Here is a 23,665-nt window from a genome sequence, read left to right as displayed (position 1 = left end):
CCTGAGTGGCGATTGGACGGCGAGCTCATCGGCGCATGACCCGGCTGCAAGGAAAATCGAGAGGAGCGCAAAGGTGGAATTTCGTCAATTACGCTACTTCGTACGTGTCGTAAATCTAGGCAGCATGGGCCGGGCCGCCGCCGAATTAGGCGTTGGGACGTCCGCGCTGAGTCAGCAGATCAGCCGTCTTGAGACAGAACTGTCGGCCAGGTTGCTGCAGCGGACAAAGACCGGTGTTCGTCCCACAGGCGCGGGCCTGGCTTTTTTCCGACAGGCTCAACTGGCGCTACGACATGCAGACCAAGCGATCGAGGTCGCACAGCATGCGCGCCTGTCTGGACAAGTCAGCATCGGCATGCCTCCCAGCGTCGCAGGCGTTCTAGGCCTGCCCTTCACGCGCGCCATGTGCGATCGCTACCCTGACGTACGTCTACGTCTCGTGGAAAGTCTTTCGGGATCGCTCAATGCGATGCTGTCATCGCGCCAAATCGATCTAGCGGTGCTCTACGACGTGACGTTCTCTCAACACTTCGCGGTCACACGCCTTGTTACCGAGCGCCTTTATCTCATCGGAAGCGAGCAATCGAGCGCCCCTCATTCGGAGGGATCGCTATCGCTCGCCGATCTCCATTCAACCCCGCTAATCCTCCCAAGCGAATCCCATCGGCTTCGAGCGCTCATCAATGAAGCTTTTGGTCGCATCGGTCGCAAGCCCAACGTCGTCGCCGAGATCGACGGACTTGCAATGCTGATGGAGGCCGTCGGCGCGGGTCTTGGCTTTACGATCCAGCCCGGCGCAGCCCTGACAAGGCATGCGAAGGGGAGTTTCGTCGCCCACGAGATCGTTGAACAAGACCTGGTGCGTTCGAGTCATGTCGCCAGTCTTTCGGATGACGAGCTATCGCCGGCCGGGCTTGCCGCAAGAATCGTCCTGGTCGATACCGCACGCAAAGTAACAGCACGCGGAGAATGGGCTGGCGCTTCCCTCATCGACTAGCCGACAGTACTTCACGATTTCTAAAGACGTGTTGCCCAGGCCCCTGTAGATGCGGTCTGTCGTGACGCATACACTCGGTCAAGATGAATTCACATTAGGACGACGTTCATGGTTGACGTGTTAGTCATTGGTGGCGGCAACGCTGCCCTCTGCGCGGCGCTGATGGCCCGTGAAGCGGGCGCGTCCGTGCTGTTGCTCGAGTCAGCGCCGCGAGAATGGCGCGGGGGCAATTCGCAACACACGCGAAATCTGCGCTGCATGCATGACGCGCCGCAGGACGTGCTCATCGACGCGTACCCTGAGGAAGAGTACTGGCAGGATCTTTTGAAAGTGACCGGCGGCATGACAAACGAAAGGCTTGCGCGACTGGCCATTCGAGCATCGTCGAATTGCCGCGGGTGGATGCGCAAGCATGGCGTCAGATTTCAGCCCCCGCTCTCCGGTGCGCTGCATGTCGCAAGAACCAACGCGTTCTTCATGGGCGGAGGCAAAGCACTCGTCAACGCTTATTACCGTAGTGCGGAGAGATTGGGGGTGCAGGTCAGATACAACGCCACGGTGGACTCCATCGAACTCGAGGGCGGCCGGTTCGTAGCCGCGCGTATCGGCGCGGAGCGCATCAAAGCCAAGACTTGCGTACTTGCTGCCGGAGGCTTCGAATCGAATCGCGAGTGGCTCAAACAGGCGTGGGGGCAGGTCGACGGCGAGTGGGTCGCGGACAATTTCCTCATTCGCGGAACACGCTTCAACATGGGCGTGCTCTTGAAGTTCATGATCGAAGCGGGTGCGGACGCGATTGGAGACCCGTCCCAGTCGCATTGCGTCGCCATCGACGCGCGCGCACCGCTGTATGACGGCGGCATTTGCACGCGCGTCGATTGCGTATCGCTTGGCGTGGTCGTCAATCGCAACGCCGAGCGATTCTATGATGAGGGCGAGGATTTCTGGCCAAAGCGTTACGCCATATGGGGACGTTTGGTCGCACACCAGCCAGGCCAGATCGCCTATTCCATCATCGACTCGAAGGCCATTGGCCGTTTTATGCCACCGGTGTTTCCTGGGATCAAAGCCAACAGTCTTTCCGAACTCGCTCAGGCGATCGGGCTGGATCAGGAAAGATTTACCGAGACCATTCGCGAGTACAACGCGGCTTGCCGCGCGGGAACGTTCGATCACGCGGTGCTGGACGATTGCCGCACGGACGGGCTCACCCCACCCAAAACCCATTGGGCTCGGCCGCTCGACCGCGCGCCCTACTACGCCTACGCACTTCGTCCGGGCATTACGTTCACCTATCTCGGGCTAAAGACCGATGAGACAGCCGCAGTCTTCATTGAAGGCGAGCGCAGCAACAATCTCTTCGTCGCGGGGGAAATGATGGCGGGCAACGTATTGGGCAAGGGTTATACGGCTGGGGTCGGGATGGCGATCGGGACCGCATTCGGTCGCATCGCCGGGTTACAGGCAGCAAAGGCTGCCGGCTATGAACACGCAGTAAAGGAAGACGATCATGCAGTCGCTTGAAGCTTTGACTAGAGAAGCAAACGCATTGGCACTGAATCAGCCGGTCGCACTAAGCATGGACGCCCCCGAAGCTGAGGTGAGCCGAATCATGCAGATCTGTAACGCGTGCCGCTACTGCGAAGGATTCTGCGCTGTCTTTCCTGCAATGACACGTCGCCTCGAGTTCGGTGTCGCGGACGCGCATTTCTTGGCCAATCTTTGCCACAACTGCGGCGCATGCCTGCATGCTTGCCAGTACGCTCCGCCGCACGAATTCGCCGTGAACGTCCCTAAAGCGATGGCGGACGTTCGCGTCAAGACTTATAGCGACTACGCTTGGCCGCCCGTCTTCGGCTCGTTGTACAAAAATAACGGATTGACGGTGGCAATTGCTCTCGCCGCGGGCCTGGCACTCTTCTTTTCGCTCAGTATCGCGATATTGGGCGACTTGGTTCCTGCGACTCCGCTCGCGTCTTTCTATCATGTATTCCCGCACAATCTGCTCGCGCTCATGTTCGGCGCCGTTTTTGTATTTGACGCATTCGCGCTGTCGGTCGGCGTGCGCCGGTTCTGGAGGAACGAGCCTCCCGGTGCAGTTTCCGCTGGCGCGGCCGCGGAAGCTTCCAGAGATATTCTGACGTTGAGATACCTGGGTGGTGGACATGGAGAAGGCTGCAACAATGACGACGATCGATACTCGCTGGCACGACGACGATTCCATCACCTGACGTTTTACGGATTCATGCTCTGCTTCGCGTCTACGAGCGTGGCGACGCTTTATCACTATTTTCTCAACCTCGAGGCACCGTACGCACTGGCGAGTTTGCCGGTGATTCTCGGCACTGCCGGCGGCGTGTTACTCACCGTGGGCGCTTTCGGCTTGTTGTGGTTGAATATGCGGCGCCATCCGCTACACGGAACGGCTTCCCAACGCCCGATGGATCGCGCATTCATTTTTCTTTTGTTGCTGATTAGCGTGACCGGGCTCGCGCTACTCGCCTTCCGTCAAACGCCTCTCATGCCGACGTTGCTCGCTGCACACCTAGGCGTCGTGATGGCGCTCTTCTTGACGGTGCCTTATGGGAAATTTGCGCACGGCGTTTACCGAGGCGCGGCACTCTTGCGCTTCGCAGTGGAGAAGCGTCACGCGCCCAAGCTGATGGTGGGTGAATAGTCCGCCACCGGTGCATTGTCGGGTATTGGCAATTGATTGCGAACGTCCTACCTTCACGCCAAAGCGGTAGCAGGCAGATGCGGAGGTAGGCGTCAAATCAGGCGACCGAGCCGAGAGCGTCTTACGCTAATCCATCTACCGCCCGGCCAGAGCAGGATGCCGCGACGGCGGCGGCGTTGAAGCAACGCGCCGCACTCACGCATTCAGCTCGGCGATGATGCGCTCCGCAAGAAAATCACAGGGCTGTCGGTTGGACGTGACACTTCGCGCAAGGACGATCTCGAGCGTGCCAATCTCCGGCAGACCATGGGCCGCCCCAAGCAAAGTGAAATCAGACGGCACGGCGCATCGCGCTAGCGGCGTAATGGCGAGGCCGGCGCGGGCCATCGTCAGCAGGCCCAGCAGGCTCGGACTCTCATACGACGTTCGATAGGCGATCTTTGCGCGCTCCAGACTCCGAATCGCCTTCTCGCGCGCGACGCTTCCCGGCAAGAACACTGCGATGGGCAGTGGCCGCTCTCGCCAAATGTCGGTCGCGCCCGGGGCGGCCGCCCACACCATCGGCTCGTGCCGCAAGAACTCGCCGGTCAGTCCTTTGACCCGCGTTGCGCACACGAGGTCCACCGTACCGTCGCGCAGCATCGGCGCCAGCGCAACGCTGGGCAAGCCAATCACCTGGATTTCGACCTTGGGATAGCTCGCCGAGAATTTCTTGAGAATCGGCGGGAAGAGCGACGACGCGTAATCGTCCGGTACGCCGATCACCACGCGGCCCGTCACGTCCGGCCGCACGACCGCCGCCCAGGCCTCGTCGCGCAGCGCGATGATCCGCCGCGCGTATGCCAGAAGCACCTCGCCGTCTTGCGTCGGTACCACGCTGCGCGGCTTACGCACGAAGAGCGCTTTGCCCAGCGCCGACTCCAGCGCCTTGATCTGCATGCTCACCGCCGATTGCGAGCGGTGCACGAGATCGGCGGCTCGGCTGATCGTGCCCGTATCGGCCACGGCGACGATCATGGTGAGCACGCCAACGTCGAGGGCTTTCATCTCGGTACTCATAGGCACTGCCTCGCGTAGATGCATCAGAAAAACTGAAAGATTGCATCAATATTATGCGATTTTCTTTTCCATCGCATTAGCGCAAAGTTTGGGAAAACGGAGTCTTGACCATGAATGCCCACACACCCCTGACGACGCTGGCCCTTGCCGGTGTGCAGCCGCAACCCAATTTTGCGGCCATTGCGTCAGGCGCCTCGGTGCCCTACGTGCAAGCCGGCAGCGGCGAGCCGATGGTCTTTGTGCACGGATCGTTATGCGATTACCGCTATTGGGATCCGCAGCTCGCCGCGTTGTCGGAGCACTTCCGTTGCTTCGCGCCGAGCCTGGGTCACTATTGGCCGGAAACGCACGCGTTCGGGCACGGTGACTTCAGTTGGGAGGCGCACGTGGTGGAGATGGCGGAGTTCATCGAGGCGTTGGGCCTTGGCGCCGTACATCTGGTCGGCCATTCACGTGGGGGCTGCGTGGCATTTCATCTGGCGCGCCAATACCCCCACCTCGTGAAGACGCTTACGCTGGCCGACCCCGGCGGTCCGTTGCAGGTGACGCCGCAAGCGGACACCGGCAAATTGCCGCCCGCTACGCAATTGTTGAGAGCCACGGCGGCCGAGTTGATCGAGCAAGGCAAATTCGACGCCGGCCTGAACCTGTTCGTGGACTCGGTCACCCTGCCGGGATTCTGGAGCAAGAGCACCCAGAGCTTTCGCAGGATGGCGCTGGACAATGCGGTCACGCTGCCAAAGCAGTTGCGCGACCCGCTGCCCGCCTATACCCGTGAAGCGGCCCGCGAAATTCAGTGCCGAACACTGTTGATCGATGGGCAGAAGAGCCCGCGCATGTTCCGGAACACCGTCGAGAAACTTCACGAGTGGATCGGACATGCCGAGCGTCAAACCATCGCGGGTGCCTCGCATGGGATGAACATCGCTAACCCTGGCGCATTCAATCGGGCGCTTGTGCAATTGGCTGGGTAGTGGTTCTGTATGGGTTGTTGACAGTGGCACTGAACCGCCCCGGATTTGAAGCGCCCCCCAACACCTGAAATGAGTAGACGTACAACAGGCCGGCCGCCACCGTAGCGGCGAGCCGCCACCGCGCGGCCAAGCCCTTTCCCATGATGTCCAACCCTTGAAGTCAAGCCCCCTCGTTCGTCATCACACCCGTGGCGCACGATCGCGCCCGGGGGCATATTACGGTCTGCCCACATTCCTTATGCATACGTCGGCTTCCCGCCCGTGCGCCCCCGGTTCCTTCATTGTCAATCGTCCAGCGACTGATCGTTGGGCGATTGGAACACTGCTTTGAGCTTCTGGCTGAGCGGCAGATTCAGGTTGATGTTCTGCGGCGGAATCGGCGACATGAACCACTTCTGATAGAGCTTGTAGGCGTCGCCGCTCGTCTGCATGCGGGCAATCGTCCGGTCGACGATCGCCTTGAGCGCGGGGTCGTTCTTCGGCAGCATGCAGGCGATGGCCTCGAACGTCTGCGGCTCGCCGGTGACGATGTACTCGTCGGACTTGTTCGCCTTCGCCAGTTCGGCCGACAGAACGTCCGAGTCCATGAAGAACGCCGCCGCCCGGCCTTGCTGCACCATCATGAAGCCCTGCGCGTGATCCACGGCCGCCACGATCGCCACGTTCAGCTTGTTATCCGCGATGCGCTTGCGCAGATAGCGCTCCGACGTGGTGCCCGCGGTCACCGCGATCGTCTTGCCGTTGATATCGTTGAACGACTTGATCCCCGAGCTTTTCTTCGTGAGCAGACGCGTTTCCGTGATCGAGATGGTGTTCGAGAACTCGACCTGCTTGCGGCGCTCCGCATTGTTTGTGGTACCGCCGCATTCGAAGTTGATGGTGCCGTTCTGCACCAGTGCAATGCGGTTCTGCGCCGTGATCGGCATCATTCGTACTTGCAGATTGGGCGCGTCGATTTCCTTCCGGATCTCGTCGACGATCCGCATGGCAATGTCCTGCGAATAACCGATCACCTTCTGACCGTTGTCGTAGTACGAATACGGCACTGACGACTCCCGGTTGCCCAGCACGATCACATTGTTTTCCTTGATCGTCTTGAGCGACCCGGTGAGCGGCGTGGCGGCCTGGGTATTCGCCACGCTGCCCATCAACGCCAACAACACAACCCCGTAGTTCGTGAATTTCATCGTCTCGTCTCCACCCGCCTTCGACAGCGGTCACTTATGGTTATGGACCGACGGATTCGCCGGCCGGAATGCGCGTCACCGCATCACTTCAATGCGGCGCACGCGCGTGCGATGCGTGTGCACGCCTCGCGCAGGTTCTCCATCGACGTGGCAAACGAGAGCCGGAACGACGGCGAAATGCCGAATGCCTCGCCCTGAATCACGGCCACGTCCTGCGTATCGAGCAGGTACAGAATGAAGTCGGTGTCGTTGGTGATGACCTTCCCTTCCGGCGTGGTCTTGCCGATCACGCCCGCGCACGACGGGTAGGCGTAGAACGCCCCGACCGGCTTCGCGCAGTGCAATCCCTCCACCGCATTGAGCTGATCAACGACCAGATCGCGGCGCGCCGTGTACTGTGCCTTCCAGTCGACGAGGAAGTCGCGCGTGCCGGTCATCGCGGCGAGCGCGCCTGCCTGACTGATCGCCGATGGGCTGCTGGTGCTCTGCGACTGCAACTTCGCAATCGCCTTGATGAGATCGCGCGGGCCGCCTGCGAAACCGATGCGCCATCCGGTCATCGCATACGCCTTCGAAACGCCGTTCACGGTAAGCGTGCGATCGAGCAGATGCGGGTTGACCTGTGCAAACGTCACGAACGCCTCGTCGTCGTAGACGAGGTACTCGTAAATGTCGTCCGTGAGCACCATCACGTTCGGATGGCGCGCGACCACGTCGCCCAGCCGTTGCAGTTCCTCACGCGTGTAGGTCGCCCCCGTCGGGTTGCACGGCGAATTCAGGATGAGCCACTTGGTGCGCGGCGTAATCGCGCTTTCCAGTTGCGCGGCGGTGAGCTTGTAGCCGTTCTCGGCGAGGCAATCGACGATGACCGGCGTGCCGCCGTTAAGCAGCGTCATGTCGGGATACGACACCCAGTAAGGTGCGGCGATGATGACTTCGTCCCCGTCGTCCACCGTGCTCGTGAGCGCGTTGAAGATGATCTGCTTGCCGCCATTGGCAACCGTCACCTGATCGACGCCGTAGTCGAGTCCGTTCTCGCGGCGGAATTTCTCGCAGATGGCCTGCTTGAGCTCCGGCGTGCCGTCGACGACGGTGTAGCGCGTCTTGCCCGCCTTCATGGCGGCGTAAGCGGCTTCGATAATGTGGTCTGGCGTATCGAAGTCAGGCTCGCCGGCGGTCAGGCCGATGATGTTCCGGCCTTGCGCGCGCAGCGCCTTGACGCGTCCCGTCGCCATCGAACTGGGCGACGGCTTGATGCGGCCCATGCGGGTAGCCAACAAACTCATGATGTTTCGATTCCGTAGAAATGAGAGGCAGGGAAGCGGGGGACAGCGATCAGGCGATCACGCCGAGCTTGCGCAGACGTTCGTCGATCCACTCGCGCTTGTCCTTGCCCGCTCGGATGGCGATCTTGCGTTGATCTTCGCGAGCGGCCTGCTCGCGCGCCTTGCCGAGCACATAGGTCCACTGATCGGGAGGAACGGCCACGACGCCGTCTTCGTCGCCGACGATGAGATCCCCCGGGTTGATGACCAGCCCGCCGATGCTCACCGGCACGTTGACCTCGCCCGGGCCTTCTTTGAAAGGTCCCCGGTGTGTGTTGCCACGGGCGTAGCAGGGAAAGTCGGCCGCACGGAACGCGCCGATGTCGCGCACGGCGCCATCGATCACGAAACCGGCGATGCCGCGCACTTCGGCGTGGATCTGCATCAGTTCGCCGACCAGCGCCTGCGTCACGTCGCCGCTGGCGTCGACGACAATCACGTCGCCGGGCGCGGCCATGTCCATGGCCTTGTGAATCATCATGTTGTCGCCCGGCCGAACTTTCGCCGTAATCGCACGCCCCACGAGGCGCTTGCCTGCGTGATAGGGACGCAGCCCCTGCACACCGCAGATGCGCTGCATGCTGTCGCTGATGTGCGACGTGACGATGTTGGCGTAGGCATCGAGAATGTCGGCGGGGATCGGTTCGGGCATCGGCAACACGCGGAATCCGGCCTGATGGTGTTCGTTCATGGTGACCTCTTCGGAAATGGGAAGGACGTAGGGTGGATGCCGTCCGTCAGAGCGTGCGGTGTTCGCGCAGGTAAGGCACCAGCCCACCGGCGTTCAGAATCTGAAGAATCTCCGGCGCAATCTGTGCGCCAGGCAACGGGGTGGCGTCGTCGTTTATCCAGACTTCCGTGCGCTCGCCGAAGACGACGCGCACCGTATCGCCCTCACGAATGTGCGACGTGTCGCATTCGATCGCGTACAACCCGTTGTTGATGGCGTTGCGGAAATAGGTGCGCGCAAAGGTCTGCGCCAGCACCACGCGAATGCCTGCCCCGACGACAGCCGTCACGGCAACTTCCATGGCCGAGCCGCAACCGAAGTTCTTGCCCGCGACGATTACGTCGCCTGTCAGCACGCTCTGTGCGAACTCGGGATGTGTGGTTTCGAACAGGTATTGACGCAGCACTTGCGGGTCGAGCGAGTCGCGCTTTCGGCGCGAGGAGATGATGTAGTCGGTGTTGACGTCGTCGCCAAAACAGCGGGCGCGACCTTCAAGGGTTTGGGCGTGAGTTTGGGCTTGAGCGTTCATGAGCGATGGCGTATTGGATTCGGGAACGGGAACGTCACTCGCTCAGCGATGGCCGAGTTGCGACGGCGCCACGAGATAGCCGGCCACTGCACTGGCCGCGCACACCTGCGGCGAGGCCAGATAAATGTTTGCGGTGGCGTTGCCCATGCGGCCCTTGAAATTGCGGTTGGCGGTCGACACCACGTTAATGCCGTCGCCCGGGATCGCACCACCGGTGCCACAGCATGAGCCGCAGCCAGGCGTGACGACAATCGCGCCGAAAGCGAGGAAATCTGCCAGTTCGCCGCCACGCACGAGGTCTTCCATGACCTCACGCGATGCGGGCGTCACCACGAGCTGAACGCCCGGGGCCGGGCCGCCGTGCTCGCGCAGCACCGCGAGGGCTTCGCGGAAGTCCTTGACGCGTCCGCCCGTGCAGGTGCCGAGATACGCCATATGGATCGGCGTGTGCCCGAGTTCGGACACCGTCACCACGTTATCGACCTGATGCGGGCGCGCCACGTTGGGCTCGACCGTCGACAGATCGAGCATGAGCCGCGAGGCGTAATCGGCCTCGTCATCGGCGAACAGGTCTTCCAACTCGTCCTGATCGCCTTGCCACGGACGTTGCGCAAGATAGGCACGTGCGATGTCGTCGACGGGAAACAGGGCGTTCTTCGCGCCCATTTCGATGACCATGTTCGCGATCACGAGCCGGTCGTCGAAATCGAGTGCAGCGATGCCGTCGCCATGGAATTCGAGCGTCTGATAAGCGGCACCGTCAGCGCCGAGTCGCCGCGCCAGCGCGAGTGCAATGTCCTTGCCTCCCACGCCTGCGCCGGGTGCGCCGGTCAATTCGACGCGAATGCTCTCGGGCACCTTGAGCCAGACCTTGCCCGACATCATGACGCCTGCCAGATCGGACGATCCGATGCCGGTGGCGAAGCAACCGGTCGCGCCGTACATGACCGAGTGGCTGTCGGCGCCGACGAGCAGGCGGCCTGGTCGCGCGTAGCCATGTTCGACCATGAGCTGATGGCCGATGCCTGCCCCGACGTCAAAGACCTTCACGTCGTGCGCCGAGGCGAAGCGGCGGATGCGCGCCTGCAACAGTGCGGATTTCGCCGACGGCGCGGGCGCGTAGTGATCGAACGCGAAGATCAGTTGTTCGGGGCGCAGCGGCGCGGTGCCGCCCATGGCGTCGAAATAATCGAGCGCCATCGGCACGGACGCGTCCGTGCCCAGCGCGAAGTCGACCGTGCAGATGGCAATCTCGCCGGCGCGCACCGTCCGGCCCGCTTTACGGGAAAGCAACTTTTCGGAAAGCGTCTGACCTGCCATGTCCCCACTCCTTGCGACTCGTTTGCCGCACGTATGCTTCGTGCGTCTCTTGCAGACAAGTATGGGGATGACGCCGTTTTGAAACTAGCGAATAAAAGGCGTCTTCAAGTCGGAAAAATTTTCACGCTTCGCGCGCAGAGTGGCGGGAAGCCGCGCCGGGTCAGCTCGCAGAGGGGGAGGTGGGGGCCGACGGGGGCTGCGCGGGCTGGAAGGTCGGCTTGCGGAAATCGCACAGGCGCTGCGCCAGCGAGGCGATATCGGCGTTGAATGCCACCGGACCGTCGTTGCGATAGACGGCGTAGTACCGCACGGTCGGCAGCGGCTCGTCCGCGGGCATGCGCTTGAGCAGCCCCTGCTGCACCAGATCGTCGAAATACAGGTCGGGCAAGTAACTCACACCGAAACCGGCCACGGTGAGCGCACTGAGTGCATTCAGGCTGTTGCCCGCGTACATGCGGCGAATCGCCAGCCCTTTGGTCTGAAACCAGCGATCGAACACGGCGTCCACGCCGGAGGTGTCGATCTGCATCAGGATCGGATGTTGGGCGATTTCGTTCAGGGCAAGCGTGCGCGACGTGTCGACGAGCGAAGGGCTGCACATCCATTGCAGCGCCATCGTGTCGAGCGGCACGGCGGTGAAACCGGGACCGGTGGCCGTGAGCGGAATGATCGCCAGATCGATTTCGGCGCGCTGCAACTTCACCGTAAGCGCCGTGCTCAGATCGATCTCCGGCTCGATGGAGACGAGCGGATACGTTTCGCGCATCTCCTGCACCAGCTTCGGCAACCATGTCAGGCCGATCAGCTCCGTGACACCGATGCGATACCGGCGCACCACGTCCACCGGCTTGCCCATGCGCTCCAGCAGACGGTCGCGCAGTTGCAGGATCTCTTCGCCCAGTTCGAGCACCTCGCGCCCTTTCGCCGTGAGCTGCATGGTCCGGCCGCTGCGGTCGAACAACGTCGCCCCAAGAAACTCCTCGACCTCGGCAATGCGCTTCGACACGGCGGACTGCGTGGTGTGCAACCGCTCGGCGGCCGCAGCGTGGGTGCCGAGCTTGTTGGCCCAGTAGAGCGCTTCGATTTGCTTGAAGGTGATCATGATCGTTCGTCGGCGATAGGCGTCACGGCGGATTGCGCAACGCGCGCGGCAGCGCAATCTCGGGCAATCCCGTGAAGTTATCGCGTCATGATACGCAAACCGTCGCGGCGTCACCTACTGCGACGCTCACCACACGATCACATACGGTCCGGCTCGTCGTCGTCCACTGCCGACTTGTCGAGATACCCGTTGCACGGCTGCTTGGTCACAAAGCCCGTGGTTCCCTACAGATTGACGGCAGGGACTGATCCGCTCGGCCAAATTCGGATCAAAGAAGAAGTGATTGAAACGTGTCGTTGCGCTATTGCAATGACGTGGCGGGCTGATGAAATGTGTTACTTTGGCCATCGCCAGGTCGGTTCGCTCAGGTGCTCGGCAAAGTAGTCTGACAACGCGCTCACCTTCGCCGGCCGTGCCCTCGCCGACGGCGTCACAAAATACAGGCCGCCCTTCGTCAACGACCAGTCGGTGAGGATCGCCTCGAGCCGTCCGTCGCTCAGATATTCGCCCGCGATGAACTCCGGCAGCTCTGCGATGCCGAGCCCCTCCAGCAGCATCGGCAGGCGCGCATCGGAATTGGTCACCCGCAGCGGGCCGGTCGGCAGGACATCGCCTCGGTCGCGGGCCTGAGATTAGTGCTTGGCCAATACCACCTTGAGGCGTCGGACGGACGCCACAGCTTCTTCAGCTGTTTCGAAGTTGGCGAACCCCATCAACAAACCTTGTTGCGGTGACTTGCGCATCCGCCAGTTGCTCAGTGCCTGAATGGCGAGCCCTTTAGCTTGAGCAGCCTCCGCCAATATCCGGTCATCCTGCCCGGTATTCAGGCTAGCCAAAACATGGATGCCGCCTGCTTGGGACTGGATATGCAAGAGTTCTCCCATCGTCTGACTCACTGCATCAACCAAATAGCTGCGGCGGGTCGCATACAAGGTTCGCATTTTACGTAGGTGCCTGCCAAAGTGCCCCTGTTCCATAAAATCTGCCACCATGGCCTGGAGAAGAATTGAGCCAGGGCCGGGACAGTGGTTCACAGTATCTCTAAACCTGCCAACTTGAGATGCGGGTACAACCAGATAGCCTAGCCGTAAGCCAGGGAACAGAACTTTGCTAAAAGTACCGGTATAAATTACCCGCCCATCACGATCCAGACTTTTCAACGCCGGCAAGGGGCGACCGTGATAACGGAACTCGCTGTCGTAATCGTCCTCGATAATCCATGCTTCGCTACGGCTCGCCCATTCTAGAAGTTCCAGTCGCCGCGGCAACGACAAGGCAACGCCCATCGGACTTTGGTGCGTAGGAGTAACCACGACGAAACGCGCATGAGCCGCACGTCGTTGACCGATTCTCACGTTCAAACCTTCCTCATCGACCGGCACAGGCTCTAAGCGCATTCCTGCGCGCTCCAAGAACTGTCGGGCGAAGATATATCCTGGCTCCTCGTACCAGCCCAAGTCTCCGGCCTTCAACAGCGCGTGGCACACTACTTCCAGTGCTCCTCGATAACCCGTCGTCACGAACACCTGCTCATGTGAACATGTAATGCCGCGTGAGATGCCCAAATAGGCGGCAATGGCGCGACGTAGGGGTTCATACCCCCCTGGATCGGGATAGGTCATAGCCATCGTCTCCAGAGCCCGCAGGCTTCGTCCAGCTAGACGCGACCAGGCCTTTCGCGGGAATGCATCTAATGCCGGCAAGCCGAGTTGAAACGGGAGCGCTTCACTAAATGCAGCCTGAGGGCGAGGCGACGCTGAGACAAGAGGCACTGACACCTTGGCGTGACTTGGTTCAGCCAAGCTCCCAAGCCGGGGGGACACGACTGTTCCGGCAGCGCCGCGCGCTACGAAATAGCCTTCGTTCGCCAACATCTGATAGGCCAATTCGACGGTGCCACGCGCCAGGTTCAGCTCGCTGGCAAGGCTACGCACGGACGGCACGCGATCTCCGGGACGGAGCTTGCCGCTAGCAATCGCCTCTCGGTAGCGCCGATACAACTGCAGATAGATCGGCGCATCGCGCTCTTGGCTCGGTCTCAGGTGCTGCGAGTCCATACGAAATGCCCCATGAAATTATTCAATTCTTACACCTATTCGGTAGGCCATAATTTTCCTAAAGTACTGGCTATTCAACAAGGACTTCACATAAGGAATATCCATATGAACACCTTGCAATTGAGGCATGTCGACGGTGACCAGGATTGCCAGGCGTGCTTTAACGTCATGCGCGAATTGCGCCCTCATTTGACCGATACCGCTACATTTGCCGCGCAAGTGCGTCGTCAGGCTGAACACGGATATCGTCTGCTGGCTGCATGGCAGAACGAACAAGTCAAAGGTTTGGCCGGCTATCGCATCTACGAGAATCTGCTGTATGGACGATTTCTCTACGTCGACGATTTGGTGATAACTTCCGACGCCCGCGGCGAAGGCCTTGGTGGAAAACTGATCAATACGTTGCGCGACGAAGCAAAAAAGCAAGGTTGTGCGAATTTCGTTCTGGATACCGCCTTGGGAAATTCCTTTGGGCAACGATTTTATTTCCGTCAAGGCCTTTTGGCCGTGGGGATGCATTTCCGCCAACCGCTGTAATTCGCCCAAGTAACGAACGCGATTGCGCTCTAACTTTTTTATAGGAGTTTTTTTATGAGTATCCCGAAACGTTTGCCTTATCACACGCTCTCTCCCGAAGCCTACCGTGGGTTCGGTGCTACGAAAGTCGCTCTGGAGAAGAGCAGCCTCGGCAAGGAGCTGATCGAGTTGGTCTGGCTGCGGATGTCGCAAATCAACGGCTGCGCTTTCTGCTTGGAAATGCATGCAAAGGCACTACGTGCCGGTGGCGTGCCGGATGCCAAGCTGGACAGCCTCGCCGGATGGCGTGTGGGCGAGCATTTCACCGAACGGGAGCGCGCCGCACTGACCTGGACGGAGGCGCTGACACATGTGGACCAGACGCATGCACCTGACGAGGATTACGAGCCACTCAAGGCGCATTTCAGCGATGTCGAAATTTCGGACCTGTGCTTTGCCATTGCGTTGATGAGCGCATTCAACCGACTGGCGGTCGGGATGCGGCAATAACGGCACACAGCCCTTGGAAGAGCCATCTGGAATGTTCCAGAGGTGATATCGGGACTTCGCCGCCTACGCTAAGCGTCGAGGAATGCTGCAAACGACTGGTTCTTGATACGGCCGCGACAAATATTACGGCGCGTCGTTTTTCCTTGTGCGAAGGTCTGCCTGACGCAATTGTCGGTTTCGTAAAGCCATTGGAGAGTGCCCTATGAAAATTCTGCACATGGATTTCAGTCCTAGAGAAGAGTCGCATAGCCGGAAGCTTTCCGCCGCGATTGTTGCGCGACTTTTTGCCATTGATCACGATGCCTGCGTCATACGTCGTGATCTGGGTCAGGTCCCCATACCCCATACGGAGGCCGGCTACGCCGCAGTTCTTTCCTCGCCAACGGCATTGACCTCTGAACAGTCGAGCGTGGCTACAGTCTTGTCGGAAGAATTGATCCAGGAGGTTGAGGACGCCGACGTTCTTGTCATTGGTACGCCGATGCACAATTTCACGGTCCCTTCTGTACTCAAGGCCTGGATCGATCAAATTCTTCGGATGGGGCGCACGATTGGAGCATCACCAACAGGAGAGAAATTTGGCCTGCTGCAAGACAAGCCCGTTTATATCGGTATCGCGTCCGGAGGCGTATTTACAGGTGATCGTGCAAAGCAGCCAGACTTCCTGAAGCCATATTTGATAGCCGCGTTTGGCTGCATTGGTTTGACTTCGCTGCAATTCTTTCCCCTCCAGGCGACCGCGTTCCTCGATAGCGACCAGTTGATGGCGAGTCAGAATGCTCTGATCACCACAATGGATACAATGAAGATCGACTCCAGAGTGGAGTGAGAGACCCGATGAGGAATCAAGTCGATCACCCGTTTGTTAAATCAAATGGTCTGGTTGAGTAACCCCTGCCGATCTGACCACCCCCAGAACTCCCCGCAGCGGGGGGATTTTTTCATAACTCCACCTTCGCCGGACTACGCGCCTTCAGCGTCTCACACTGAAGATTTATGGGACATTGCCGATGCGGCGCGCGCAAAGGAATCGCCCATAATTTTTGACTATAAATAAAAATGACCCATAAGCTTCTCAACTTATGGGTCCCAAATTCTCAGGTTATGCGTCTATCTACGGCACCAATTGTCGGTTGTCACAGTAAGTGCAAAACGCACCGCTGATTCCGAAGGGTATTTGCATTTTCGTCGACACAGGGACCAGCCGCTCATGTCACGATAAATGCAAAAACGAGGACTCTGTGTCACGAATAGTGCAAAGATCGGCAGGGGCCAAATTTCGAACGCTAACCTTTCCAGCCAACGGCGGCCTTTACTGCCTCGATGTGTTCGTCCCCAGTCAACTCGCCTTCAATGAACCGACGGTTAGCTTCTTCGACGGCGTCGGAAAGGATGATGCCTTCAAAGCGCACACTTCCGCGGGCAACGTCAATGGCCGCCTTCCGCCGCACGCGTTCCTCGTCACTGATTTTTGGATTCGGATTTTTGCCCATAGCGGACACAGCCTCAACGCGCGAAATTCTCTACTATTTTACCTGCGTCAAGGGTCAATTCCTCAAAAAACTGCGCACCGTTCCGTGGGAGTTCTTCATCACGCCTGTCGTTCCCCCGCTTTTCGATGTCGCCGTTCCGGGAGAAGTGCTGTGAGCCTACGCATTCCGCCCCCCCTTCGCCGACAGCGGCAATTGCCAGGCGAATCTTCCGTGGCACACCAGCCCTAACCGAGTTGACCAGGTTTTTTGTACCTCTCCACTTTGCACAGGTGGAGAGTGCTCCCCATTTCCGGTCAGTGCCGTTTTTCCGGATACGATCGCTCCGATGTTCGTGACAATCGTTTGCGAGGCGCCAGATCGGCGCGCCGATAGAAGTATTGACGGCATCCGTCCACGGTGGGGCCACACGCAGGCTTGGCTGGGAGTTCGGACAGAAGCGCGCGAGGCGAGCGGGAGTATTGTCTAGCGAGTTCAGCCAACGATACGTATTCCTGCTTGAACGATTCCACTTGCTCCATCGAAACACGATGCCCTAAACCGGCGTCGTAGCATGAATGTAGATATCCACCATGAATCAAACTGTACGCGACCTGTTGCTTTACGCCGAGCAGCTTGGCGGCTTGATCAACGGACATAGCAGCCTCCGCTGCGTCACGCTGACTTGCCAACCATAATTTAACCGTAACGCGGTCCAATTTTGCGAGTCCCAGCGGCACAGCCGCCTTGTGAGGAGCGTGCGTCGAGATTTCCCGATCAAGAATTGCTCTGACTAACTGAGTACTTTCGTGCTCGCGCAAACGCCAGTACTTGAACACATCTAGCAAGATTATCCCTGCCGCAATGTCCGGTGCATTCGGAACGATACGCAGCCGATCCAATTCGACCTTCGGAATCAGCCATGCGGCCGTACGCTGAGAATGTCGAGACACCAAAGGCTTGATGATTCCATCCGAGATCAGCTCGCGCAGCCGACGCTCCGAAATTTGCGACAAATGTGATGCCGTTTTCAGCGTAACGGCGCCCTCCACCAGCGTGACCAAACCAACCAAGTCGCGTTGGTGCATCGTGCTGGCTCGCCTTCCGGATGTGTAGATCGCCTGGTCTATTGGAATCAACTCTGCCTGCGCCAGGTGACGTATGACCGCCCGATCCACGCCTGCTGCTGTCGCGGCTTGTTGCAATGTGATGCGCGGATGTGATGCCACGGTTTCGCGCCTCAATAAGCGATTCCGTTTGCACACCATGCCCCACCAGTGTTCACTCAGGTAGTCTTCGAATGCATTTCTCAAAAACTGGAAACACGGCGGTTTCAGATCGTCATAGAGAACGTGATATAAAACTCCGAATGCTCGTCGCACACTCGAAGATGAAGCACTCGACTGTTGGAGCGATGCCAACAACGTGTAGAAGCTTCCGGGCCAGTTATGCAATAGCGAAGCTGTGCCAGCAACGAGCGTTCGCGCTGTCGACATACGGCTTAATCCTGCTACTTGGCCAGGTCGGTTTGGCTGAGAATTCGTGCCAAACCTCCCAACGTATAGTACCAACCGGTGCGTCGCTGCAGCGTCAAGCGGAGGCGTGCCCTCCGCAGCAGGCACCTCATGCTCAAACGCCAGCAGGGCGCGAGTCAGCATAACCTCCGCAGCTATGGCTCGCTCACCAGCACCATGCGCCAATTCGGCTCCACATTCACATTTCAATAAGTTCACGCCATGCCAGCTCTGCGAACGCTTACAACGCGGACAGACGTCGCATAGCCATGCACGATGCCGGATGCAAATACAGACAAGCTTGATTTCCCACATGCCCAGGAAAAGTCCATCGGAACCGAGGCAAGCCGGACACCACCGTCGGTACGTCTGATTGAAGGCGGATTGGGCTAACCCCGGCAAGGAAAAACATCCCGCCCAGTTCCTCGGAGTCACGCCAAAAAGCCGCGACTGCTCAGTTGCGCCCAGACGAAGCCGCTGACACAGTTCACTGAATGGAGCCGGCGTTGAGGAAGCAATAGCCGTGCGAAGCTGACCAACAGACATATAGCCATTCGCCCGAGCTACCCGCATTAGATACGCCATGGTCGACTCCCCTTTAGCGGGCCTAGGCCGAACAGGCAACATGGCATCTGTGCCTTGATTTTTCAAGCCGCAATCCTCGTACAGATCTGCTCGTATATCGCCTCATCCTTCAGAAGCTCCTTGAGGAATTTGAGATCGACGTCCGACACGCGTTCCAGGTAGCCCGTAAGTAGGTTGCTCAATCGATTGTTTGGCGAGAATTTTTTGCTTTCGCCAACTGGGGTTGCGCCGCCCATCGCTTCCGCCGAGGCGACGTCAACGAGTAGTTTTAGTGCAGAGCCAAACGGCTCAGAGAGGCTGACGATGCATCGACTCCCAGGAGGCGTCGGCCTCCGATCGTCTGGGGCGACGTGCGCCGAATGCGCAGCGTTCAACGGGTTGATCGAAGAATTTAGCCAGTTGCTCAGCTCGCATACCCATTTGGGGGCCTGCGCCGCTTTCATACCACCCAAGTAAAGGCCGCAGTTGCTACAGTGCCAACCGGCACCGATACTTCTCCAACCCAGTGTTGTCCCACAGCCTGTGCATCCAGAAATCAGCCAACATGAATGTTCAGGACACGCTCGCGCAAGAGGCAAGTCATGTTTCAACAAGTGTGGGCGTCCCAGGGCGACGCACGTCACGCAGTGTCGACTAACCTTGGCCCGGCGATACCACGTCTTCGCTTCAAATTTCCTTGCGAGGTCAGCCATTTCCGATTCGGCGTCAACAATGGGGCTGATGCGCCCTATGCCAAATACGTGCTCAAATGCGGAGGCCCCCACGCGGCGCTGACTCCCACGCCGAACATCAAACGTCTCCTTGTTAAAGGCTTTGGGCGGCTGGTGCCCGTTTCCCCGATAGAATCGCCAACAATACCCGGGAAGGCTCTCCCCGGCTTTCGGCTCAAGCCGCACTGGGTACATATCGAACGTTGCGGTTTCAATCATGGCATTCTCCGCCGCCCAATTTCTCCAAACGTCTGGAATGGCTCGCCACCCCGGCGAAACCGCATTCGGTCAAAACGGAGCCCGCTCCATTTTGGGCGCCTCTCGCCGCTTTCGTTTGGGTCAAGACGCCGGGTAGCCCACCACGGCCGATTCAGGCAGTTATTACTGTTCAGTAAGCGCTGGACCAACTCAAAGTTTGTATTCTCCTCACTGCCGTTACAGGGCGCATCAACAGCACAAAACACTGGATTCCGAACAAAGTGACCATTTGACCAGTGCGAACCGTATACATTCTCGGCTGGGATTTCCCCCTCTTTCAGCACAGGCCTCACTGGAAGCGCGGTCTGCGGGATCATGCCTTCCCCCCTCGAGGCTTCCTTACGGCATAACTACCGCGTTCGAAAGGCTCGTTGCCTCGGTCAAGTCGCCGAAACTCGAACTCAAGATTGAAGGGATTGAGCTTGCCAATGCCCCCCGACCAAACATCATCGATGAACACACGTTCTAAAACCGCCGGTCCTATTTCGGGAATTTGCATTTCCATGGCGTGACGTAATGCACCGATCAGCAGCTTCTTTATGTATGCCACTCGACCATCGCTTGCGTAGTACAGTCGCATGCCCATTTCACCCCAACCATATGGACCAGACGACAGAGTAAGAGGAATGCACGCGCCAAGAGAAATAAATAACTGCAAGCATTCGTTATGGATGGTATCTACTTCGCTTTGCCCCAAAGCCAGGCGCAACCGCCGAGAGAAGCGCCGACGCAACTGTTCATTCACCTGCAGCAATTGCTCGAGGCGCGGCAACCCTAGGAAGACAGTTGGTACGCTCAGCTCGTCGATGAGGCTTTTGATCCAATCACCGACCATATAGTGCGTTGCGGTTTTTCCGCGATCGTGAACGTGCTGCGCTTCGTCGAAAAGAACAATCTCGACACGGCACTCGCGACAGAGTGTGATAACGCGTGCAGTTTTGCTCGATATCGTGCCCATTGCTGGACTGGGGTCGCCGAGCTTCACAAGCATCGATTCGGCGACACTCGCGATGGTGGCCGCAGGCGGTACAGTTACGATTAGTGCCGGCAAAATGTCTCTATCCGATAGCTCGAAGCGTTGGTATTTCTGGCCGATCCAGCGGCACAGACTACTTTTGCCTGTCCCACTTTCACCCAAGACCAGCAAGTGCTGGGCGAGGCCGGTCTCGCGATAAAGACCAAGATTGGTCTCGATGGACTGTGTTGCTGCAACGAACGGCGGGAATAGGATGTAGTCCTCATCAAATCGCTTGATCGCGTTGTATATATCGTGGGAATTCACGGTTGCCCTCCATTGGCTCTCTTAAGTTGAAATGCTGGCAAAACCAGAGGCAGCGGTAGCTGGCTGTCCCTGCCTACCGACGGAATCGTTTTCGATGGAGATTGGGGCGATTTTGTTAGCTTCGCGGACTGAGACAGCGATTCTTCCTGTTTGCTGCTACTAATGCCAAGAATGGTTGCTGCCCGGCGTCGGTCGCGCTGTTTGCGGCTGCTCATCAACTCACCGACAGACCGTGAGAGTTCATGACGAGCTCTCTCCAGGGAAGTCCGGTCTTCCTTAGTAGCGCCCTGTTCGCGCAGCAGGCTACGGATCAGATTGTTTTGTCGCACGGTCAATCCGCTGGCGTAGCTCTGGTCGAGTGCTTGAACGGCGACAGGTTCCGTGTCGTCTGGCCCCCATACTTGAATCTCGCCTAAGTCTTCCGGGTCGTACAGAACGCGTACTTGAATACCTACTCCGAAGGCGCGCAGGATAGGGCCAAGCGCGTCTCCGTTGTAGCGGATGCCGTTTAACTGAATGCCATCCTGCCGTAACGCGCGCTCGCTGACCTGTCCAATACGTCGCTGTAACGTGCGCAAATTCGTCGGTAAATCGGGCTCTCGGCGCGTTTGCCCCTCGGCCCACTTTGCCCAAGGCGTTGTGCCGATGCCCCTGTGCAGTGTCTGTGAGTAAACATCGACGACCCACTTCTCGAACAGATGATTGAATTCGGCAAATGTCAGCAGTGCGTGCTTCTGGGGATCGTAGTCGCCACGCTGATGCAGGCGAGCGAAGCTGGTGCCAGGCAACTGATGTGCGAAAAAGTAGTTGATGGTTTTGAGGTACCGCTCTACAACACCTTTGAAGCGCGGCTGATGCTTGGGGCAAAACTGGATTCGAATACCCAGGTCATAGGCGACGCTTTCCAGATCATTGCCGTGAAACTCCAAACCGTTGTCCACCACAAGGACATCCGGCCGGCCGTAGCAATTCCATTTGTGCTCGGTCTTCATGCCGGGCATCGCCTCTGCTACGGGCCTTTTCGGTAGAATCGCGTGTCGAAGTGCACCGATGACGGCCGCAGTGGATGGATTGTCGAAACTCAGATGAAAACCGAGCAGCATCCGGCTGAAGTGGTCAATCACCACGGTTAGCGTGGGTCGACCTAACGGCAACCAAGTTCTTTCGTCAATCAAGAAGAGGTCGAGGGGCGTGTGGTCTATCTCGACGCGCTCCAGAATGTGCTCCGTCTTCACACCGGCTTTAACGATTCTGAAGCGTTTGTCTGCGGCGGCCTTCCCGTCTCGGAGAGACAAACGATCATATGCTTCGACACGTGCAAGCATGCGATATACGGTGCTCAGGCTGGGAGGCTTCATCTGCTGCGTTGGAAGCCGCCCGCGATTCTCCTTGTCAATGCTTGCGATCAATCGCGTATAGATATTTCGCCCGGTGGCCTGTGGCGACACCTTGAACGCCTCCTCTATCGCACTCGACATCAAGCTCAGCACTGGCCCGTCTTGTTTTAGATCGCGCGAGCCTCGTCGGTCTGTCCGCGGAATGAGCGCTCGCGTATCCAGGCTAGCTTGAAAACGGCGGTACCATCGGTACACGGTAGTTTCATCAGGCGGATTGTCATCCCCAATCTGCCCCGCAGCCATGAGGATGAGCGGTCTCAGATAAGCTTTAGTAAAAGCGGGTTTCCCGGCATCTAGAATAGTTTGCAGGTAGTGCCGCCGACGCTCAAAGGCTTGACGGATGGGGGCGGGCAAATCTTCAAGGGGTCTTGAGAAAATTTCGCAGGCGGCATCGCCAGCAGATGCCAGTGGTGCGGCTGAGATATGGCCTTGCCCATACTCGGCGAGAAGCTGATCGCGTCGAACGACGGAGAATTGCCCGTCCTCGACGCGTTCTAGCAACACGTCCTCATTTGTCGGCAAGCGATCTATCCTGTATTTTGTGCCGTTCCAGTCAAAAGCCATGTTCCGGCGCAAGGCAAAACCAGTCATCGTCTAACTCCGTCGTAAGATTGAGCAAGGCATCCAGGGACACAGGCGTTTCCAACGAGCACCGCAATAATCCGGCGAATAGCAAGCTATAAGGGTCGACACCACATTCGGCGAGCAGGACACCCGCTTCCTTGATCGATATCGGGAAATGCCTCTGACATCTATCGAGCACGATGCGCATCGCATCGGCAGTCGGTGGCACGCGCGTCGCCTGGTGGTACAGCCAGCGCAAGCTCGACTGTCGAGGCTCCTCGCGCAAGCTTTTGTCCGTGAGGATCACAAAGGGCGTGGCCGAGCGGCTTAGGTGGGCAGCCACGCAGGCCAGCTTGTGGTGAACCGCGACATCAGCGAGACTGCGCGTCGGCTTCACTTCGATCGACACGGTTTCTCCGGTGACCAAGACCAGTTCGAAATCGGGCGTATAGCGCCGTACCTTGGCACCGTCCGGATAATGAATGGTTGGCGGCTGCTCCCGATACCGAACAATCCGGGGCGAAGTCTCAAACAGGTAAATGGCATCGAGTTCGAGCAGGCCCTCGTGATGCACCATGCGTCCGTTCTTACGGCTTGGAAATTTGCCGCGAACGATGCCCCCCGATGGACTGATGACTTCTCTGGCCCGGCGATGGGGATCGCCTACTGGCGTGCGTCCTCGCCAATTCCCATGCCACGAGTGAGTGGACATGATTTCTCCTCGCAGCTAAGCGTGAAGGCAAAACGATTCCCTCCAACGCTGCTGCAATTGTTGGATATGCCTGTTTTTTGGCGTAGCAACGCCCTCGCCGAGTAATATTCCCGGCGGTTAACAGGTATCAATAGGGGATTCGGCTTGACGCTGGAGGGGGCAAAGGAGATACTTGAAGTGCCAACTCGTGG

21 protein-coding genes and 2 pseudogenes are annotated in these 23,665 nt (G+C 58.7%); 7 read left to right on the top strand and 16 right to left on the bottom strand.

Annotated features, from left to right (window positions below):
* The first annotated feature begins 73 nt into the window (after nucleotides 1–73).
* From PCE31107_RS00570 to tcuB, 3 genes are all read left to right on the top strand, one after another.
* Nucleotides 74–997 carry a LysR family transcriptional regulator gene (locus tag PCE31107_RS00570; RefSeq protein ID WP_150605851.1) on the top strand — a complete coding sequence of 308 codons (924 nt, stop codon included), beginning with the start codon at nucleotides 74–76 and terminating at the stop codon, nucleotides 995–997.
* Between the two features lie 108 nt (nucleotides 998–1,105).
* A complete protein-coding gene (gene tcuA, locus PCE31107_RS00565) occupies nucleotides 1,106–2,521 on the top strand; it encodes an FAD-dependent tricarballylate dehydrogenase TcuA (protein WP_150605849.1) in 1,416 nt (471 codons plus the stop codon).
* The gene (gene tcuB, locus PCE31107_RS00560; RefSeq protein WP_150605847.1) at nucleotides 2,508–3,674 is read left to right on the top strand and encodes a tricarballylate utilization 4Fe-4S protein TcuB; all 1,167 of its coding nucleotides are present in this window, start codon (nucleotides 2,508–2,510) and stop codon (nucleotides 3,672–3,674) included. Before tcuA ends, tcuB begins: the two co-directional genes overlap by 14 nt.
* A 195-nt stretch (nucleotides 3,675–3,869) precedes the next feature.
* Here tcuB and PCE31107_RS00555 read toward each other — a convergent pair whose 3' ends face one another.
* Nucleotides 3,870–4,721, bottom strand: coding sequence for a LysR substrate-binding domain-containing protein (locus PCE31107_RS00555; protein ID WP_174966511.1), 852 nt, complete (start codon nucleotides 4,719–4,721; stop codon nucleotides 3,870–3,872).
* A gap of 122 nt (nucleotides 4,722–4,843) precedes the next feature.
* On the opposite strand from PCE31107_RS00555, the gene PCE31107_RS00550 reads away from it, so the two are divergent.
* Nucleotides 4,844–5,707, top strand: coding sequence for an alpha/beta fold hydrolase (locus tag PCE31107_RS00550; RefSeq protein WP_150605845.1), 864 nt, complete (start codon nucleotides 4,844–4,846; stop codon nucleotides 5,705–5,707).
* Nucleotides 5,708–5,991: 284 nt separating this feature from the next.
* Here the strand turns inward: PCE31107_RS00550 and PCE31107_RS00545 are convergent, their stop codons facing one another.
* The 8 genes and pseudogenes from PCE31107_RS00545 to pdxR form a co-directional block, all read right to left on the bottom strand.
* Nucleotides 5,992–6,894: a glutamate/aspartate ABC transporter substrate-binding protein gene (locus tag PCE31107_RS00545; protein WP_130024405.1), complete on the bottom strand. Its 903-nt coding sequence runs from the start codon at nucleotides 6,892–6,894 to the stop codon at nucleotides 5,992–5,994.
* Between the two features lie 83 nt (nucleotides 6,895–6,977).
* Entirely contained in the window at nucleotides 6,978–8,180 is a 1,203-nt protein-coding gene (locus tag PCE31107_RS00540; protein WP_130024404.1) for an aminotransferase class I/II-fold pyridoxal phosphate-dependent enzyme, read from the bottom strand.
* Nucleotides 8,181–8,229: 49 nt separating this feature from the next.
* Nucleotides 8,230–8,910, bottom strand: a complete 681-nt coding sequence (locus tag PCE31107_RS00535) for an RraA family protein (protein WP_150605843.1) — start codon at nucleotides 8,908–8,910, stop codon at nucleotides 8,230–8,232.
* Between the two features lie 46 nt (nucleotides 8,911–8,956).
* Entirely contained in the window at nucleotides 8,957–9,478 is a 522-nt protein-coding gene (locus tag PCE31107_RS00530; RefSeq protein ID WP_130024402.1) for a LeuD/DmdB family oxidoreductase small subunit, read from the bottom strand.
* A gap of 42 nt (nucleotides 9,479–9,520) precedes the next feature.
* Nucleotides 9,521–10,798, bottom strand: coding sequence for a 3-isopropylmalate dehydratase large subunit (locus tag PCE31107_RS00525; RefSeq protein WP_150605841.1), 1,278 nt, complete (start codon nucleotides 10,796–10,798; stop codon nucleotides 9,521–9,523).
* Nucleotides 10,799–10,958: 160 nt separating this feature from the next.
* On the bottom strand, nucleotides 10,959–11,900 hold the full coding sequence (locus PCE31107_RS00520; RefSeq protein WP_130024400.1) for a LysR family transcriptional regulator: 942 nt from the start codon (nucleotides 11,898–11,900) through the stop codon (nucleotides 10,959–10,961).
* Between the two features lie 335 nt (nucleotides 11,901–12,235).
* A pseudogene (locus PCE31107_RS00515) lies at nucleotides 12,236–12,511 on the bottom strand (LysR substrate-binding domain-containing protein); the annotation flags it as partial.
* A 21-nt stretch (nucleotides 12,512–12,532) separates the two neighbouring features.
* The gene (gene pdxR / locus PCE31107_RS00510; protein ID WP_150605839.1) at nucleotides 12,533–13,957 is read right to left on the bottom strand and encodes a MocR-like pyridoxine biosynthesis transcription factor PdxR; all 1,425 of its coding nucleotides are present in this window, start codon (nucleotides 13,955–13,957) and stop codon (nucleotides 12,533–12,535) included.
* Nucleotides 13,958–14,062: 105 nt separating this feature from the next.
* On the opposite strand from pdxR, the gene PCE31107_RS00505 reads away from it, so the two are divergent.
* The 3 genes from PCE31107_RS00505 (at nucleotide 14,063) to PCE31107_RS00495 (ending at nucleotide 15,812) form a co-directional block, all read left to right on the top strand.
* Nucleotides 14,063–14,494 carry a GNAT family N-acetyltransferase gene (locus PCE31107_RS00505; RefSeq protein ID WP_130027630.1) on the top strand — a complete coding sequence of 144 codons (432 nt, stop codon included), beginning with the start codon at nucleotides 14,063–14,065 and terminating at the stop codon, nucleotides 14,492–14,494.
* Between the two features lie 54 nt (nucleotides 14,495–14,548).
* A complete protein-coding gene (locus PCE31107_RS00500) occupies nucleotides 14,549–14,983 on the top strand; it encodes a carboxymuconolactone decarboxylase family protein (RefSeq protein WP_150605837.1) in 435 nt (144 codons plus the stop codon).
* Between the two features lie 202 nt (nucleotides 14,984–15,185).
* Nucleotides 15,186–15,812: an FMN-dependent NADH-azoreductase gene (locus tag PCE31107_RS00495; RefSeq protein ID WP_130024397.1), complete on the top strand. Its 627-nt coding sequence runs from the start codon at nucleotides 15,186–15,188 to the stop codon at nucleotides 15,810–15,812.
* Between the two features lie 457 nt (nucleotides 15,813–16,269).
* Here PCE31107_RS00495 and PCE31107_RS00490 read toward each other — a convergent pair whose 3' ends face one another.
* From PCE31107_RS00490 to PCE31107_RS00465, 7 genes and pseudogenes are all read right to left on the bottom strand, one after another.
* The gene (locus PCE31107_RS00490) at nucleotides 16,270–16,476 is read right to left on the bottom strand and encodes an antitoxin VbhA family protein (RefSeq protein WP_150605835.1); all 207 of its coding nucleotides are present in this window, start codon (nucleotides 16,474–16,476) and stop codon (nucleotides 16,270–16,272) included.
* Between the two features lie 293 nt (nucleotides 16,477–16,769).
* A complete protein-coding gene (locus tag PCE31107_RS00485; protein WP_246181671.1) occupies nucleotides 16,770–17,948 on the bottom strand; it encodes a helix-turn-helix domain-containing protein in 1,179 nt (392 codons plus the stop codon).
* 300 nt (nucleotides 17,949–18,248) lie between these two features.
* Nucleotides 18,249–18,593, bottom strand: a pseudogene (locus tag PCE31107_RS23890) (TniQ family protein); the annotation flags it as partial.
* A gap of 20 nt (nucleotides 18,594–18,613) precedes the next feature.
* Nucleotides 18,614–19,456, bottom strand: coding sequence for a TniQ family protein (locus tag PCE31107_RS23935; protein ID WP_484549307.1), 843 nt, complete (start codon nucleotides 19,454–19,456; stop codon nucleotides 18,614–18,616).
* A 376-nt stretch (nucleotides 19,457–19,832) separates the two neighbouring features.
* A complete protein-coding gene (locus PCE31107_RS00475; RefSeq protein ID WP_150605829.1) occupies nucleotides 19,833–20,801 on the bottom strand; it encodes a TniB family NTP-binding protein in 969 nt (322 codons plus the stop codon).
* Nucleotides 20,798–22,789 (bottom strand): Mu transposase C-terminal domain-containing protein, encoded by a 1,992-nt coding sequence (locus tag PCE31107_RS00470; protein WP_150605827.1) that lies wholly within the window; start codon nucleotides 22,787–22,789, stop codon nucleotides 20,798–20,800. Before PCE31107_RS00470 ends, PCE31107_RS00475 begins: the two co-directional genes overlap by 4 nt.
* Complete coding sequence (locus PCE31107_RS00465; RefSeq protein ID WP_150605825.1) at nucleotides 22,752–23,474, bottom strand: TnsA endonuclease N-terminal domain-containing protein; 723 nt, start codon at nucleotides 23,472–23,474, stop codon at nucleotides 22,752–22,754. Before PCE31107_RS00465 ends, PCE31107_RS00470 begins: the two co-directional genes overlap by 38 nt.
* Between the last annotated feature and the right edge of the window lie 191 nt (nucleotides 23,475–23,665).

It is taken from the genome of Pandoraea cepalis (genome assembly GCF_902459625.1).
Lineage (GTDB): Bacteria > Pseudomonadota > Gammaproteobacteria > Burkholderiales > Burkholderiaceae > Pandoraea > Pandoraea cepalis.
This window is presented reverse-complemented; position numbering and strand designations above follow the sequence as displayed.